The sequence below is a fragment of the Brevibacillus halotolerans genome (assembly GCF_026891775.1).
In the GTDB taxonomy this organism is placed as follows: domain Bacteria; phylum Bacillota; class Bacilli; order Brevibacillales; family Brevibacillaceae; genus Brevibacillus_B; species Brevibacillus_B halotolerans.
On record NZ_JAPTNK010000001.1, the window covers coordinates 155,587 to 171,530 of the forward strand.

Annotated in this window: 14 protein-coding genes; 6 read left to right on the forward strand and 8 right to left on the reverse strand. The window is 41.2% G+C overall.

Translation table 11 applies throughout. The annotated features are described in order from the left end of the window. Positions 1–10 precede the first annotated feature (10 nt). On the forward strand, positions 11–565 hold the full coding sequence (locus O0550_RS00840) for a hypothetical protein (RefSeq protein WP_003335269.1): 555 nt from the start codon (positions 11–13) through the stop codon (positions 563–565). Continuing rightward, positions 562–933: a hypothetical protein gene (locus O0550_RS00845; protein WP_068792742.1), complete on the forward strand. Its 372-nt coding sequence runs from the start codon at positions 562–564 to the stop codon at positions 931–933. Before O0550_RS00840 ends, O0550_RS00845 begins: the two co-directional genes overlap by 4 nt. A 26-nt stretch (positions 934–959) precedes the next feature. Here O0550_RS00845 and O0550_RS00850 read toward each other — a convergent pair whose 3' ends face one another. The 7 genes from O0550_RS00850 to O0550_RS00880 all read right to left on the reverse strand — a co-directional run bounded on the left by O0550_RS00850 (position 960) and on the right by O0550_RS00880 (position 9,816). Further along, positions 960–1,421, reverse strand: coding sequence for a hypothetical protein (locus O0550_RS00850; RefSeq protein ID WP_003335267.1), 462 nt, complete (start codon positions 1,419–1,421; stop codon positions 960–962). A gap of 79 nt (positions 1,422–1,500) precedes the next feature. Continuing rightward, a complete protein-coding gene (locus O0550_RS00855; RefSeq protein WP_258425456.1) occupies positions 1,501–2,526 on the reverse strand; it encodes a hypothetical protein in 1,026 nt (341 codons plus the stop codon). Positions 2,527–2,731: 205 nt separating this feature from the next. Further along, complete coding sequence (locus O0550_RS00860) at positions 2,732–4,246, reverse strand: potassium/proton antiporter (RefSeq protein ID WP_258425457.1); 1,515 nt, start codon at positions 4,244–4,246, stop codon at positions 2,732–2,734. A 336-nt stretch (positions 4,247–4,582) separates the two neighbouring features. Further along, entirely contained in the window at positions 4,583–5,866 is a 1,284-nt protein-coding gene (locus O0550_RS00865; protein WP_003339148.1) for a YheC/YheD family endospore coat-associated protein, read from the reverse strand. Positions 5,867–5,894: 28 nt separating this feature from the next. Next, entirely contained in the window at positions 5,895–7,268 is a 1,374-nt protein-coding gene (locus O0550_RS00870) for a YheC/YheD family endospore coat-associated protein (RefSeq protein ID WP_003339147.1), read from the reverse strand. A 6-nt stretch (positions 7,269–7,274) separates the two neighbouring features. Beyond that, the gene (locus O0550_RS00875; protein WP_003339146.1) at positions 7,275–8,375 is read right to left on the reverse strand and encodes a YheC/YheD family endospore coat-associated protein; all 1,101 of its coding nucleotides are present in this window, start codon (positions 8,373–8,375) and stop codon (positions 7,275–7,277) included. A 19-nt stretch (positions 8,376–8,394) separates the two neighbouring features. Then, positions 8,395–9,816 carry a YheC/YheD family endospore coat-associated protein gene (locus O0550_RS00880; protein WP_258425458.1) on the reverse strand — a complete coding sequence of 474 codons (1,422 nt, stop codon included), beginning with the start codon at positions 9,814–9,816 and terminating at the stop codon, positions 8,395–8,397. Positions 9,817–9,896: 80 nt separating this feature from the next. Between O0550_RS00880 and O0550_RS00885 the strand changes: the two genes are divergently transcribed. After that, complete coding sequence (locus tag O0550_RS00885) at positions 9,897–11,054, forward strand: DUF445 domain-containing protein (RefSeq protein WP_258425459.1); 1,158 nt, start codon at positions 9,897–9,899, stop codon at positions 11,052–11,054. A gap of 294 nt (positions 11,055–11,348) precedes the next feature. On the opposite strand, the gene nhaC is transcribed toward O0550_RS00885, so the two are convergent. Then, positions 11,349–12,764, reverse strand: a complete 1,416-nt coding sequence (gene nhaC / locus O0550_RS00890) for a Na+/H+ antiporter NhaC (protein ID WP_003335257.1) — start codon at positions 12,762–12,764, stop codon at positions 11,349–11,351. A 548-nt stretch (positions 12,765–13,312) separates the two neighbouring features. On the opposite strand from nhaC, the gene mscL reads away from it, so the two are divergent. The 3 genes from mscL (at position 13,313) to O0550_RS00905 (ending at position 15,811) form a co-directional block, all read left to right on the forward strand. Further along, positions 13,313–13,774 carry a large conductance mechanosensitive channel protein MscL gene (gene mscL / locus O0550_RS00895; protein WP_003335255.1) on the forward strand — a complete coding sequence of 154 codons (462 nt, stop codon included), beginning with the start codon at positions 13,313–13,315 and terminating at the stop codon, positions 13,772–13,774. Between the two features lie 98 nt (positions 13,775–13,872). After that, complete coding sequence (locus O0550_RS00900) at positions 13,873–14,214, forward strand: YlbF/YmcA family competence regulator (protein WP_003339141.1); 342 nt, start codon at positions 13,873–13,875, stop codon at positions 14,212–14,214. Between the two features lie 286 nt (positions 14,215–14,500). Next, positions 14,501–15,811, forward strand: coding sequence for a DRTGG domain-containing protein (locus O0550_RS00905; protein WP_003335253.1), 1,311 nt, complete (start codon positions 14,501–14,503; stop codon positions 15,809–15,811). Positions 15,812–15,944: the final 133 nt, after the last annotated feature.

Here is a 15,944-nt window from a genome sequence, read left to right on the forward strand (position 1 = left end):
GGATGAATGTATGCGTGATACAAATAGCCGATACGGAAATCTACCTCCGCGGCCCCCTGCTTTGTTATTTCAGATTGTTCAAAAATTTTATCGCGGGGCTGTTAGTCATTATCCGGTCATTGAGCTAGCCAAAGAAGAGCTGCGTCAAGCTGTATTTGATTGGGAGGCTTGTATAGAAACAAAAAACAATGATGAATTAGAAGCAGAGGAGTTGGTTCGAAAAGCGCTTACTACTTTATTTCTAGAGTTTCACTTTTATGTGACGTGCTGGTTGCAAATTGATTTAGCGCTCCATCGGTTATGTACCCACCCGAATGGCTCTGTGTTCTGTCGATTGAAGCAACGCTTTTCAGATGATATAGAACGGCATCTTGCTGTACGACATTGTGTAGATGACACTGAAGCGTGTGTTAGTGCCCAAATGGAACACACCGAGGGAGATTTGAGTCAGCTTGCAAACGATAGCTACTGGTTTGATGGACGATTGTTTACTGTTGATACGACTAGTCTACATACACTAAATGAGCTTTATCGTGCGATTATGGAGAAAAGAGGTAGCGTATGAAAATAAGTGGGAAAGTCGGCTGTGTCCTGATAGGTTTTTTGGTTGTTTATCTGTGGATTATTCATTTACCCTATCCTCCGTTGCCTATTGCCTCAATGCCGGTTGAACAAGCGATGGCTATGGTAAAGGAACATCCTGAACAGCTAGTTAACATCGGTAAAGAAGAGGGTTACGTGTATTATATGATGGAAGGAACACAAAAGGAGGCGGCAGAAAGGGTAAAACAGCAAATGGCTCAAAAGGGATATCAATTTGTTGAGAAGCAAGGAGCAGGGTATTTCTTTGAACGTAATGGCCAAAAACAGGTGATAACGAGTAACATGTGGACTGGCAATTATGTGATCTTGAAGACGACGAACCCTCTCTAAAAGGAGAGGGAAGCATTGCCCCATCTCTATAGCAATGGAGAAGCTGTAAGCGGACAGCAGTGCTCGTCTTCAGAGTTCTTGCTTTTCGATTTCACTTGTAATAAGCTCTCCACAATGTATAAGTGTAGAGCATTATATGATTTGTTGCGGAAATGCCGGAAAATCAAAAAGACTAATAACGTGACAAAACCAACAATTAGCATAGAGAGCAAAGGGATGCTATTTGCAATGTAATGTGTAAGTTTGCTGGAAAAAATGATGAAAACGATGGGAACGGTAGAAAAACAAAACGGTATGTAGCCAAGCTGAGCTTCTGTTTTTTTAATAGCAGCACAAAGAATGCGCAATTCATGAACGGTGAGTGTCTCATAAAAGTGCCAGATTTCTTCAATTTCTAACAGATCCTCACTGCGTTGAACAGCAATCTGTTGTGAATCATAGCGCCTAAGAGATTTATACAGCTTGCGAAAGTCGCCATACGGCTTCATATTCAGCCTCCTCTTAAGAATAAAAAAGACCGCCTGTGAAGAGCGGTCTTTTGTTTACGGCTAGGCAATAGGGGAAGGATTACATGCCGCTATAAGAGTGTAATGTACCGTATCCACCAATGTTTTGAGCTTTTACTTCTTGAGGATTGGTTCCTGCGAAGCCACTTTGAAAAATGCTTGAAGCAGGAGAACTATAGTTTTGATAGCTTTGTTGAGCTTGTTGAGAAAAAGCTGGTGTTGCTAATCCTGCATTTAACGATCTAACCTCTTGCACATTAGTTCCAGCAAAACCAGGCTGGAATACACTGTTAGCCCCAGCATAGCTCACTGGATTGCTGTATGAAGGAGCTTGGAATTGATATGATTGAGTTTGCGGGATGTGAGCTTGGTACGGCTGTTGAGCTACAGTAGGCATAGAATAGCCGGCGTTCAGAGCGTGTACCTCATTTGCATTTGTACCTGCAAAGCCTGGAGTATACACACTGTTAATGTTACTGTTCATACCTTGAGATAAAGCAGTTCCTGCTTGGCCAGCGTTTAAATGGCGTACCTCTTGGACATTTGTACCAGCAAAACCAGGTTGGTACACGCTGTTTGCATTAGTAAATCCGCCTTGTACCGCATAGTTTTGGTTTTGTCCGTAAGCTAGATTTGTTAGGCTTGCAACACCTGGTGTAGGCTGACCTGCGTTTTGAGCTCGTACTTCTTGAACGTTTGTGCCAGCAAAACCAGGCTGGAATATGCTATTTGCACCAGTGAATCCACCTTGTGTTGCATAATGTTGATTACCATAAGAAGGGACTTGTCCGTAAGCTTGATGTGCCAAAGCCGGAGCAGACTGACCTGCATTCAGAGCTCGAACCTCCTGAACATTTGTACCAGCAAAACCGGGGTTGAAAACACTGTTAGCAGTTCCAAAACCACTTTGTGTCCCATAAGATGGGCTTGGTACTTGGCTAAAGGCTTGGGTTGTTGGATAAAAGCTATTGTTCAAAGCTTTTACCTCCTGCACATTTGTACCAGCGAAATTCGGATTGAAGATCGCGCTTGCAGGTCCAGACATTTGGTTGTAAGCAGAAGTATGATAATTTTGATTGTAGGTCATGTTGACCACCTCCTACCCTCAGTTTTTACCAACAAAGGAAACTCAATGCATGCAAAGGAAAAAAATTTCGTTTTTACTTATAAAAAAACAGGGAACGGCATCAGTAGGATTGATGAGACTCCCTGTTTGTAAGCAATAGATGTGATTTGTAAATAAATTCAATTCTATTCTATTTAGCAATGTGCCTTTTCAGCTAGTTTCTATTTCACGTTTCATTCGTTCTAGGAATTTTCATGTGCTCTTCTTCCTTTTGAACATGCTCCTCTTCTCGATTAGAACGCTCTTCCGAAAATAATTGCTTAATCCTCTTCTGCTCTGCTTTCGGCCCAAGCACGTACAAGATATCACCTGCTTGTAAAATGGTATCTCCCTTTGGTATCAGCAATTTTTTCCCTCTGATAATCGCGTTTACTAGTGCCTGGTCAGACAATTGAAGATCAAGCAGATTGGTACCCACGACATTGCTGTTTTCCCGAATGTGAACTTCAATCATTTCAGCGTTGGTTTTTGCAAGCGAAACCAGTTCCATGCTATAGGGAGCTACTGTCTTTTCCCCTTTAGAAAAGCCAAACCAGTTGGCAAACGGCGAAATAGTCGCTCCTTGAATAAGAGCAGAGGTTAAGACAACGAAAAAGACCACATTAAAGATTAGCTGAGCATTCTCTAGTCCAGCAATCAAGGGATAAGTAGCTAATACGATTGGGACAGCACCACGTAAGCCTGACCAAGCGATAAAGGCTCGTTCTTTAGTTGAGAAGCTCATACCAAGTGTACTTACATAAACTCCGATCGGTCGTGCTACAAACATGAGTAGAAAGGAAAGGGCAATACCTTGCCAAATCACTTCCAACAAATCTGATGGAAAAACCAGCAAACCTAACAGGATAAACATTAGGATTTGCATCATCCAGGCAAAAGCTTCGTTAAAGCGCAGAATGGAGTGCCGATAGGGAATGTCAACATTTCCTACAAAGACAGCCATCACATAGACAGCGAGTAAGCCACTTCCGCCCAATATGGATGTGGCACCGTAGGCTAGAACTGCCAGCGCGATAGACAATACCGGATAGAGTCCGGATGAGTCCAGATTAATGCTTTTAATAAGCATAGTGGAGATTTTGCCTAATAAATAACCCATTACTAGACCTAACCCCATCTCCCATAAGAATTCTAATATCATTGTTAAAACATTCACTTCTGGATGTTGCATGAATTCTATCAGGGCAATGGTCAAAAACATCGCCATCGGATCGTTTGTGCCTGATTCTGCTTCCAGTACAGAAGTCAGCCGCTTTTTTATATTTTTATTACCTAATACGGCAAAAACAGCAGCGGCATCTGTAGAACCAACAATTGCTCCAAATAATAAGCCTTCATTCCAAGACAAGCCTAAAATAAATTTGGCACATGCACCAATAAGAAAAGTGGTGAGAACAACACCTATAGTTGCTAAGGAGAGAGAGGGTTTGGCCACAGCGCGAATGTCAGTCCATTTCGTCTGCATGCCACCATCGAACAAAATAATGATAAGGGCGAGAATACCGAAGAGTTGTGTTAACGAGGCATTATCATAATAAATGAATTTACTCAGGATCATTCCAACCCCAACGAAAAAAACAAGGGAAGGAAGACCGATGCGTGAAGAAAATTTGGCTGTAACAACGCCAGTAACCAAGAGAACAGCAAGGAGCAAAATGATATTATCCGTTGTGAAAATCAACCATACACCAACTCCTTTAGATAAAATAAAAAGTAAGAAATCAATTCTGTGATATTTGTTACCCGATAGCTCTTTCTTTTAAATGTACACGAAACTGAGGGAGATGCAATATTTCAGGTGCATTTTTATGCTTTTTTTGTAATAAATCTCACAAAAAAGTACGTTTATACGTTTAAATTCGTTGTTTTATTCTATGTAAACGCAACATATGGACCTATTTTTAATGAAAATCGTAAATGTTTATAAAAGAATAATTTCATTATTATAATGGTAGTGGAGTGAGCATAGAAAAATACCCTTCCTATTAGGAAGGGCTGAATAAAAGTAAGGCTCTTCTCACTTGCACATGTGCTGTGAATAAAAAATAATGTTGCGCAGTGAAGCACGGCGGATATCTGGTTCATCGAATTTTTCTGGTTTAGAATTTGCTTCAAAAAACCAGATATCACCATCAGTTGTTATTCCTAAATCCATAGACATCTCAGCAAGATCTCTCATATTCTGCTGAAGAGCTTTAGCTATTACAAGTACAGTTTTCCTGATGTTCTGTAGAATGAAAATGGACCATTCTTCTCCAAAAATTTGGGGAAGGACTTTATCAGGTGAAAGAATAGCACCCCCGCGTGGGACGTGAGTGGTAATGCTTCGGGCCCCTGCTTGTCGAATTCCTATCCCCGTTATATCCCAAAGTCCCTTACCATTTTTTTGAGTAAGGACACGCACATCAAATGGGCGATCATTATAAGTAGCAAGCATAATCCCCTGCTGAACGATGTAGGGTTTCCGCTGAAGAATCGGCCACAGATATGTCCAGAGTTCATCTAGCGTGTCAAATGTTCTACATAAGGATTTTTGTTGATGAACACGGCGTAAAAGCCAGGCCGTATCGTGTTTTTCAAGACGCATGATTCCTCGCCCAGCTTTTCCACGTATAGGCTTTAGATAAAGAACATCATGTTTTCTAGCAAAGGACTTCAGTCGCTCAAAAGAATCTAATTTGTAAGTATCGGGCAAGAAAGGAGCGACTTCCTTTTTGGCTTGTAGGGTGGCAAATAAGCTTTCCTTATCGAAGAATTGACGGTTGAACAATGTCACGTTCTTCAGTTGTGAGATGCGCTTGAGAGTTTCTTGCATATGCTCTTTTTCCTCTACTGTACGTGTTGGAACCCGATTATAGATAACATGAGGAAAGGGAGTTTCAAAGCTTTGCCAGAATCCATTACGTTTATCATAGAGATAACCTCGTATTTTATAAGTTTCCCAGTCTATACCATCTGGTGTAAATACGAATACGAGTGCTCCTAGCTTTTGTCCTGTTTTGCTTATCTCCTGAAAGTTTTCCCTATTCCCTTTAAATGCCTCGCCTTTGCCAGAAGTAAGAATGCCAATAAGAGGAGCAATTTGCAGCATATTGTTAAACATGCTCCATCTGATGCGGGTACGATAGCGACCTGTTACAGTAGGAGCCAATCCTAGGTTTAATGTTTGCTCAACATGGAGGGGACCCAATGGCACAGTAATATGATTTGTGGAAGTAAGCGGGATGGGAAAGTGGATACCCTCTACATACCATTGTCCTGAGGGGAGTATGGTCAGCCAACCGGCTTGCCAGTGGGACATTAGAAACTCCTCCTTCCTTCAGCCCGTGTTAAAAATTAGCTAAATAGCGACCGTAATCAACGAGTAAACTACGCGACATTTCATCAGCTTGTTTTAGGCGTGAATGTTTAAAAATGGAGCGTCCTGGTTTGGAGTTAGCCTCGAACATCCATATATTCCCTTTTTTGTCGATGCCTATATCTAGACCGAGTTCACCTAGATTCGTACCGTAAGCAAACTCAATTGCATTTGCTAAACGAATAGAAGCTTCACGAACACGCTTTTCTAACGTGTGATGCTGATCTGGGAATAGGGTTTCCAGCAGTTCTTTACCTGGGATAACCATTCCTCCAGTTCGAACATGGGTAGTGACACTTCCAACACCGGCTACTTTGGCAGCTAGACAGGATACGACCCAACTATTTTCCACGTTTTTGTGCAAGTGAACACGGAAATCGAGTGGACGACCTGAATAAGTGCATAAATCAATGCCCTGCTGAATCAGGTAGTTACTTGCACGGCGCGTTTGAAACACATGCTGGTACAACTTAGTTAATTTTTGAAAGCGTCGGGTGACATTACCTGCTCCGCTATGGTAAGAGAGCTGATATCCTTTTGGAATCTGCTTTATTTTTAGAATCCCATAGCCCAGACTTCCATCTTTTGGTTTTAAATAAACCATAGAGTATCTTTCAAGCATGCTTTTTAACATGGAGAGTGTAGGAGCTACCTGGGTTTCTGGAATGAATTCATTTATTTCCGGCATGGGATACAAGCGTTGGTGAACACCCCATTTATCAAAAAATCCAATATTAAACATAGGGACATACTGTTCATTGGCTACACGAAATTTAAAGTCCTTGACAGACTCTTGGCGTTCCGCTGCACGAGAGGGAACGCGATCATACAACACGTCTGGCATGGCAGTCCAAAATCTTTTCCATACGTACTGCCCCTTATTTGTAGAGCGCAAGAACCAGCCATATACTCGATTTGATGACCAATCTACATCATTGGGTGAAAAGATAAAGTAATAAACCCCTTTTCCTTTCTGAGCTGACAATAATTTTTGAAAAAAGCTTGATCTAGGGCCAATCGGGGCTCTACCTCCATCGCGTATTCCTGTGGTGACTATACCAATGGAGGGACCAACCCGAATTGTTCCATCTTCGTGTTTTAAATGGATCATACCGGGATGAGGGATGGCTAAAGCTTCTTTTAGTGGTGATGTTACTTTTACTTGATTACCGGTTTTTTGTTTTTTTTCTTCAATAATGATTCCATGTACCGTTATTTGCCCGTGCGAGATAGCAACTCGTTGTCGATTCTTAAATCCCCAGTCCCGGCATAGATGGGAAGGGAGCACGATGCCTTTGATACGGGAGTAGGTAAGAAATCGTAACCGTACTGAGATGGTTTCCATGTACTCCTAACCTCCTATACGCTCATTCAAGAGATATTCAGCGTATTTTACTGGCTGTGCGACCGAATGTAGTCTGGCATTCCCATCTTCAATTTGGCGGAATACCGTCCGGCCTGGTCGTGAATTTACTTCAATAATCCATACATGCCCTTGCGTATCGACCCCTACATCTATTCCCAGCTCTACCAAGCGACCATGATGTTTTTCTAAAAAAGGGGGAAGGAGTTGAGCAAGCCTACCCACTTCTTCTATGATTTGATGACATAAGTCATGTGGATAATGTTTAATTAGGAAATCTTCTAATGGTACGGCGATTCCCCCTCCGTGCAGATTAGAGGTAATGCTTTCTTTCTTCCCTACTCGTACGGCCTTGCCGGTTGTTGTCCATTTACCCCTCCCGTTTTTCTGGACTAAAATACGTATGTCAAAGGGGAATCCATCTGAGGTGTGTAGCTTCAAATAAGGTTGCAAGATGTACTTACGCCCCTTCGTTACCTTTTTAATATAGGAGAGAAGATTTTTTTTAGTTGTTAAGGTACGTGTAAAGGGTTTATTATCCCTCGTTCTACCCATAAGTTCATACCCTTTTTTTACAGAGCAGATACGAATTACTCCGCTTCCATGGGTTCCGGCCATGGGTTTTATAATGACAGCCCCTTGTTCAGCCAGATTTGTTTCAAGAAGAGTAGGGCTAAAGAGCTTTGTTTGCGGTAACCATTTTTGTAAATCCTTTGATTTCATAAGGATGTTATGCACTTGCCATTTTCCCGATAATCCGCGACCTAAGAAGGTAATTTTAGGATCATTTTGCAGTCGTTCAATAATCGGTCTATATTTAGCGATGTGGGGTCCCATAAAATACCTATCATAGATTAATTGTGGAAAGGGAATTTCTATGCGCTTCCAAGTATGTTCAATAAGTTCAAAGCCTACTATGGTACGTGAGATAAAATCAACCTGACGAGGAGAAAAGACGACTATGCGTATACCTAGCTTGCTTCCAATACGTGTTAAAGTGGTATAATAAGACTTTTCCCGGAAGGTTGGCTGGTTTGGCGATCCTTTGAAAATGGCCATAATTCCTAATGTTTTTTCTTGTTTTCTCATTTTGATCACCTACGCTGTCTTATCTATTCTTCTTTTTCTGAGGTGTTGTTTGAAAGATTGGTTGGGTAAAGCCATTTAAAAAAGCGGTGTAGCTTACTAAATGTCGAACGGACGGTCTTGCTTGTCGGGGAGAAGTTTCATTGTCGCGTAAACGTAAGCTGGTAATGCTTTTGGAGGGTTTGCTGTTAACCTCTAACAGCCAGACATTTCCGTTAGTATCAATACCTAGATCAATACCAAACTCTGCGAATTCTCCTTGTAAAGCGTATTCTAACCGTTCAGCGATGAGCAGAGCGACCCTTTTGAGCTTGTGAATAGATGGCCTTTTATTACGTTTCCATGGACCGCATACTCGTAGGGCCTGTTTAGCAGACATAATACTACCACCACGGGCTACATTTGATACAATCGAATTTTGACCTGTTCGAGCAACGATGGAGGTGGTTGCCCAAATGCCTCGATTGTTCTTTTGTACCAAAACACGAAAATCGGTTGGATTGGAGTCGATGCCAATAAGGTGCAAGCCTTGTTGTAGAACATAAGATTTTCCTTTAGAACGCTTTCGTAGGAATTTTTGTAAAGAGTACAGACTTTTTTGCCTTAAGGAGATGACCTTTTCTTTTGATACAAATCGAACACCATATTCACCATTTGCTTTTATCAGGCGAAAAATACCCCTTCCCAAACTACCATTAGCAGGTTTGGCGTAGACGATACGGTGGGTTTGTAGCATGGTTGATAGTTCACCGTTTGGGCCAAATAACATGGTTTTGGGCAAATAAGTGGAGACGGCTACATCATTGCGAAGAGCTTTATGAACCTGCCATTTGTTTAAGAAACGCTCATTAAAAAAGGGGATCCTCAAAATTTTACAGCGTTCCACAAAATCCACTACCTTTTCACTCTGCTCTCGTTGTCGAGAAGATAGCCGATTATAGATTGAATGGGGGAGTGGGAGTGTGGTTTTTTTCCAGATGTTTTTTTGCCTAACGAATGCGGAAACCGTTTTATTCTCCCAATCAACGTCATCTATGGAAAAGATACAAGCGAAGCCACCTTTCTGTTTGAACGTATCAACCACTTCATTAATAAACGAAGAGAGGGAACCAAAAGGCTCTTGTTTATGATCCTGTTGATAGCTGGTGAGCAAAATCCCCAAATAGGGGCCGAAATAAAGCGTTTGCTGTTGTGAATCATAACTCATGAGAAATTTGGTCCCGGTAGGAATATGGAGAGCACGAACAAGGGAAGGACACATCGTGACACAGGTATCCTGATCTACTCCTGAAACCTTTGCTTGTGCTTTTGATACACCAAAGCAAACGGTGATAAAGATGTCTGAGGGAATGTCTAAACTCTTCATGATATGAAGGGGAAGCTGTAGATCAGACCGCTCTTCTATGGGTATAGATGCCTGAATGATAGTGCGAACATATGACATGATGATCCCCTTTCCATAGGCGTTAGGTTAGTCTATCTTATGAGTTCTAAAAATAATTGGTTCCAGATAGGAGTAGAAACATGAATGCTTGGATAACATTACTTCTCAATGTAGGTATTGGCTCAGCTATTGGTGGCATTACGAATGATCTGGCTATCCGTATGCTGTTTCGCCCCCATCGTGAGATAAAAATAGGCGGATTTCGAGTTCCTTTTACCCCAGGTCTTATCCCAAGGCGGCATAAGCAAATCTCAATTGAAATGGGGAAATTGGTAGAAAATCACCTGCTGACTAAGGAAGGGGTTAGACAGGGATTACGAGCAGCAGGAGTCGAACAAAAGCTTATACACATAACTGAGGGACTCCTGCAAAAATGGATAGCTAGCGATGTAACCTTTCGTGAGCTAATCGACAAAGCTATGCCAAATGCATTAGTAGATGGAGATAGGCTAGCTCCGCAAATAAGAAAAAACGTGTATTCGGTCTACGATGAGCGTGTGACAAATTGGCTAAAAGGCGTAGAGGATAAGACGGTAGAGTCATTGCTTTCGCCAGAAATCCTGAATAAAGTGGAGCTACTTGTAGATCAATTTGGGGACATGCTAATTAGCCGATTAAAGGACTATCTGCATGCGCCAGAAGGTCAAGCTCAGGTTCAAGCCTTGATTCGTCAACTTGTAGGGGGAAGCGGAGGCATGTTGGGCGGTTTAGTGGGGATGTTCTTAGGGGACGAGAAGCTGGTCGCCAAGATTATGCCCCACTTGGAATCAATCCTAAGCAATCCACAGCTTATCGGTAAATTAAAATCGACACTTCAGGTAGAAATGAATAAGCAATTGGAGCGTCCAATAAGTGATTTTCTGGGGATGATAAGCCAAGAAGAATTGAGTAAGTGGAAAGAGAAGCTGTTCGCTAAAGGTGAAGAAGTGGGAATTGAGTTATTGGACAAGCGTGTGGGAGAAGTCCTTCTTACATTCGAGGAACAAATATCTACATACTGGTTACCAAGAGTTGCCCAGTGGTTTACAGGGAGATTAGAGGAAAACGTAGATAGACTGTTCGATTCTCTTCAGATTAAGGAAATTGTTACGAAACAAGTAGAGGGATTTCCATTAGAGCGACTAGAGGAAATGATCATCGGCATTTCGGGAAGGGAATTCCGCATGATTACAGTACTAGGTTTTGTACTGGGAGCAATTATCGGACTTGTGCAAGGCTTACTTAACTTTTTAACATAAAACAAGTAAAAATAAAAAATTGTAAGAAGGGGACAAGAGATGAAGAGGAGAGCTTTTCCTAATGAAAGGAAGAAAACATTGGTTGGGCCTCTCCATCTGTCCCCTATTTCCAAAACCTATCCTTACCCGGAGTTTTCCCAAGCTTCTTAAGTGCTGAGGAGCATGCAGTGAAATGGTTGAAAAAGCATTCATTTTTTCTTTCGTTAAAGTAGAGATACCTGCTAATGTTTAAAACAAAAGCGATTTGCCACATGAATGACAAACCGCTATTACTCTGATAGTATATTCCATTATTTACACTTTTGATTGTTCCTGTATCTTGGGGACAGATACTTCATTTGGAACTCCAATTCCCGTAAAGCCCAGAATGACAGTAATAATTGGACATAGTAGACAGAAGAAGGCATAAGGCAGATATTCCAGAGTCCCGACTCCTAGCACTCCCGTCAAGAATACCCCGCATACGCTCCAAGGAACCAGTGGATTAACAACTGTCCCGGCATCCTCTAGCACACGCGACAAATTTTTACGGGCTAGCCCTAGCTTTTCAAAGCTTGGTAGAAAGGCTCTTCCTGGCAAAATAATGGACAGATATTGCTCCCCAACCAGCACATTAATACTAAGGCTTGACATGGCAGTAGACAAAATCAGTCGTCCGCGAGTTTTTACAAACCGCTGAATACAGGAAACCAGATTCGAAATCACACCGATTTCATATAAGATTCCGCCTAAACCTAAGGCTAATAAAATCAGTGCGACGGACGATAGCATACTTTGAAGACCCCCGCGTGATAGAAGAGAATCCACTTCAGCTTGTCCAGTTGTTGAAACAAAGCCATTTTGCATGATGGTTAATAAAGAAACCAATGATTGATTCGGTTGAGTAATTAAAATCAATAGTAAGGAGGATACAATTCCTACAAATAGAGCAGGAATAGCTGGAATCCGTTTGTAAGCCATAAAAAATAAAAGCAATGGTGGCAGGAATGTACTCCAGTGAATAAATGAACTCATTTCCAAGCCCTTACGGATGGTTTCGAAATTTAGTGGAACCTGACTTGTAACAGAGCTCCCCAAGTAAAAGTAGAGCACTAAAGAAATGATAAAAGCAGGAATAGTGGTCCACATCAAATGACGAATGTGTTCGAATAAATCTACTTTTGCGACCCCGGGAGCCAGATTGGTTGTATCTGATAATGGCGACATTTTATCTCCGAAGAATGCTCCAGAAATAATAGCCCCTGAAATCAATGCCAAATCAATTCCCAGCATTTTGCCCATACCAAGAAAGGCAACACCGATAGTAGCTACTGTCGTAAAGGCACTTCCAATACTAGTGCCAACGAGCGCGCACATAACAAAAACGGTGATCAGAAAGTAGTCAGCGGAAATAAGAGAGAATCCGTATAAAATCATGGTTGGAATCGTTCCGCAGGCAATCCAAACCGCAATTAATACCCCGATCAGCAAAAAAATTACTATAGAAGGAATACCAGAAATAATTCCTTCTCGAATTCCTTTATCCATTACCTTCCACGGTATTCTTTTACAAAACCCAAAGGCGACGGAGATCATGATGCACAATAAGATAGCGATTTGCGGAGGGGCCTGCAGATTGAGCACTAGATAACCAATCACCACCAATAAAATGAGAATAAGAGCGAGTGAATCTGAAATCTTTGTCCAATTAGATGATGGTTGATGCTGCATCTGAGTGACCTCCTTTTTCTGTTAATGGTAAAATTTGTTTAGTATTACTTTAACGCTTATACGCTTTCAAGCACTAAAGCTAATTATTTATAATATCAGTTTACATGAAAAACGATAAGTTTACAATGAGGCTAAAAAAAATTTTGTTTTCTGTACGTAAAAAGGAGTGTAACCTTTTTTTATTTTCTTACGACTAGTGGGGCAAAACAGCAAACAGGAATTAGGAGCAATGAATTGGGAAAATGAAAATCGTCCTCTGAACCACGGCCAATAGGAACAGGCTCTGGGGCAATTATAGCCAAACAGTTAATCCGTTTTTAAACTACCTATATGGATTTGATGAATTACAATTTTGTTATGAGAAACAAATAACATCGGTTAAAAAGAAGATTTCTTAACACTCCCTTTATGGTTGAATGAAGAGTTTTTTTGAATCGTTCTCTTGTTTATAATGAAAGAATGGAGGAAATCGAGAGTTTGATAGTTGTCTCATCCTTTGGTTTTGGTCATAATACTACAATGTATAATGCAGAAGAAAGGTGATGAATATGTGGAAAGAATTTCGTGAATTCGCGATGAAGGGCAACGTCGTAGATTTGGCGATCGGTGTTGTAATAGGAGGAGCTTTTGGGAAAATTGTTACTTCTCTAGTTAATGATTTAATTATGCCATTGGTTGGCTTACTCTTAGGACGTATCGACTTTTCTAATTTGTTTATAAACTTGTCTGGAACTCATTATAATACGATAGCAGAGGCAAAAAAAGCAGGTGGAGCAACACTAAACTACGGTTTGTTCCTGAATTCTGTTTTGGATTTTCTCATTGTAGCCTTTAGTATTTTTATTGTGATTAGACAGTTAAATAAACTACGTAAGAAAAAGGAAGAAATCAAGCAAGAAGAAGCAGTTACGACCAAGGAGTGTCCATATTGCATTTCTAGCATTCCTTTACAGGCTAAGCGTTGCCCGGCATGTACCTCTCAATTAGTGGATGCTCATCCTTCAGCCTAATAGCTAGAGGAGAAGATAAGTAACCAAAGATTGTCAGTTTAAAAGCAAATCTGTTACACTACTTACAATACATCCTAATATAAAAGTGAGGGAATACTGTGAACTACGATAAAGCACATGAATTGGCACGTGCCATTAAAGATAGCGACGAGTACAAAGCATTTCTAGCAGCTCAACAAAGCGTGAGTGCAGACCCAGAGGCTAGTCGCATGCTAGCTGATTTTCGTCAAAAACAGTTTGAATTGCAGATGAAGCAAATGAGCGGACAAGAAGTAGGTCAAGCAGATATGGAGCAAATCCAAAAATTGTATGAAACAGTTCAGCTTCATCAAGAAATCCGTAAGGTGCTAGAAGCAGAGCGCGTTCTTGGACAGATTATGGAAGATGTTAATCGCATCATAGCTGAGCCTCTACAGGTTCTGTACGGTATTGAAAATTAATTTTTGTTTGTAAACAAAGAACGAATGAAATGAAATGCATTTGTAATTCGTTTGTAACATTCCTGTAATATTAAGGGGATAAGATAAAAACATGATGAAAACCCCCTTAAATTATATACGTGATTTGGTGTAACGGGCGCCGTTACACCCTTTTTTTTTGTCTAGGCATGGGGTAAAATTGTTGCAAGGAGCCTTTTTAAGTTAATGAAGTACATACATGATTCGTATGATAACGATATAATATCCTTCATTTGTAAAAACGGTAAACAAAGGGCAGGTGGCTAACTTGGCAACAAAGCACGAACAAATCATACAACATATTGATCGCCTTCCCATCGGAACTAAGATCTCTGTCCGACAGATCGCCAAGGATCTCGAAGTAAGCGAAGGAACGGCTTACCGCGCGATCAAAGAGGCGGAGGTACAAGGGTATGTTAGTACCATTGAACGGGTAGGAACTGTCCGGATTGAGAAAAAGAATAAGGAAAACTTTGATCGTTTAACTTTTGCCGAGGTAGTAAATATTGTGGATGGCAGTGTGTTGGGTGGTAAAGAGGGTTTACACAAGACTTTACATAAATTTTTGATAGGTGCCATGAAGCTAGAAAACATGGTCAAATATATCCAACCGGGTAGCTTGTTAATTGTTGGAAACCGAGAGCAGGCCCATCGTCTTTCTTTACAAAATGGTGCGGCTGTATTAGTTACCGGTGGATTTGATACAAGTGAGGAAGTTAAAGCGCTAGCAGATGAGTTGGAATTACCGATTATTTCTACTACGTACGATACATTCAGTGTGGCTTCTTTATTAAATCGTGCTATTTATGACCGTCTTATCAAAAAAGAGATTGTCATGGTAGAGGATATAGTAAAACCATTAGATGAGGTTCCCGTTTTATTGCCTACAGATCAAGTGAAGAAGTGGCATTTGTACACAGAAAAATATAAAGAGACACGCTTTGCTGTAGTCGATGAGTTTCGCCGGCTAGTTGGTATCCTGACATCTAAGGATATCATCGGTAATGAAGATGATGTTACTGTGGATAAAGTGATGACACGCAGCCCAATTACGACGTCACCAAGGGTCTCTGTCGCTTCCGCCGCTCATTTGATGGCATGGGAAGGAATCGAATTGTTGCCGGTTGTGGATAATTTCAAAAAGCTGCTGGGAGTCATTACACGTCAGGAAGTTCTGAAAGCGTTGCAATACATGCAGAAGCAACCACAATTAAGCGAAACCTTTCCAAATATGATCATGAGTCAGTTCCGAGAAGAAAAGGATCGGGATGAAGTCACCTACATTGGTGAAGTAACTCCTCAGATGACCAATCATTTGGGAACGATTGCAAGTGGCGTATTGACGACTGTCATGACAGAAGTAGCCTGTAATGAATTGCGCCGACATCGACGTGGTGATATGGTGCCGGAGAACATTACCGTTTATTTCTTAAAGCCAGTTCAGATCGAAAGTCAATTAAAGATAAAACCGCGTTTGCTAGATGTGAGCCGCCGCTTTGGCAAGGTGGAGGTAGAAGTGTTCCACCGCGATCAAATGGTTGGAAAAGCAATGGTTACAGCGCAGGTTTTGGAAAGATAATGCAGATGATAAAATGATAAAACCGGAGCGAGGAATGGATTTCCTGCTCCGGTTTTTGCGCTGTGGAAACGTGAAATTTTTTAAATTGAGAGTAGTAAGAACGATCGGACTTTACAAATCATCTGAGCACTTA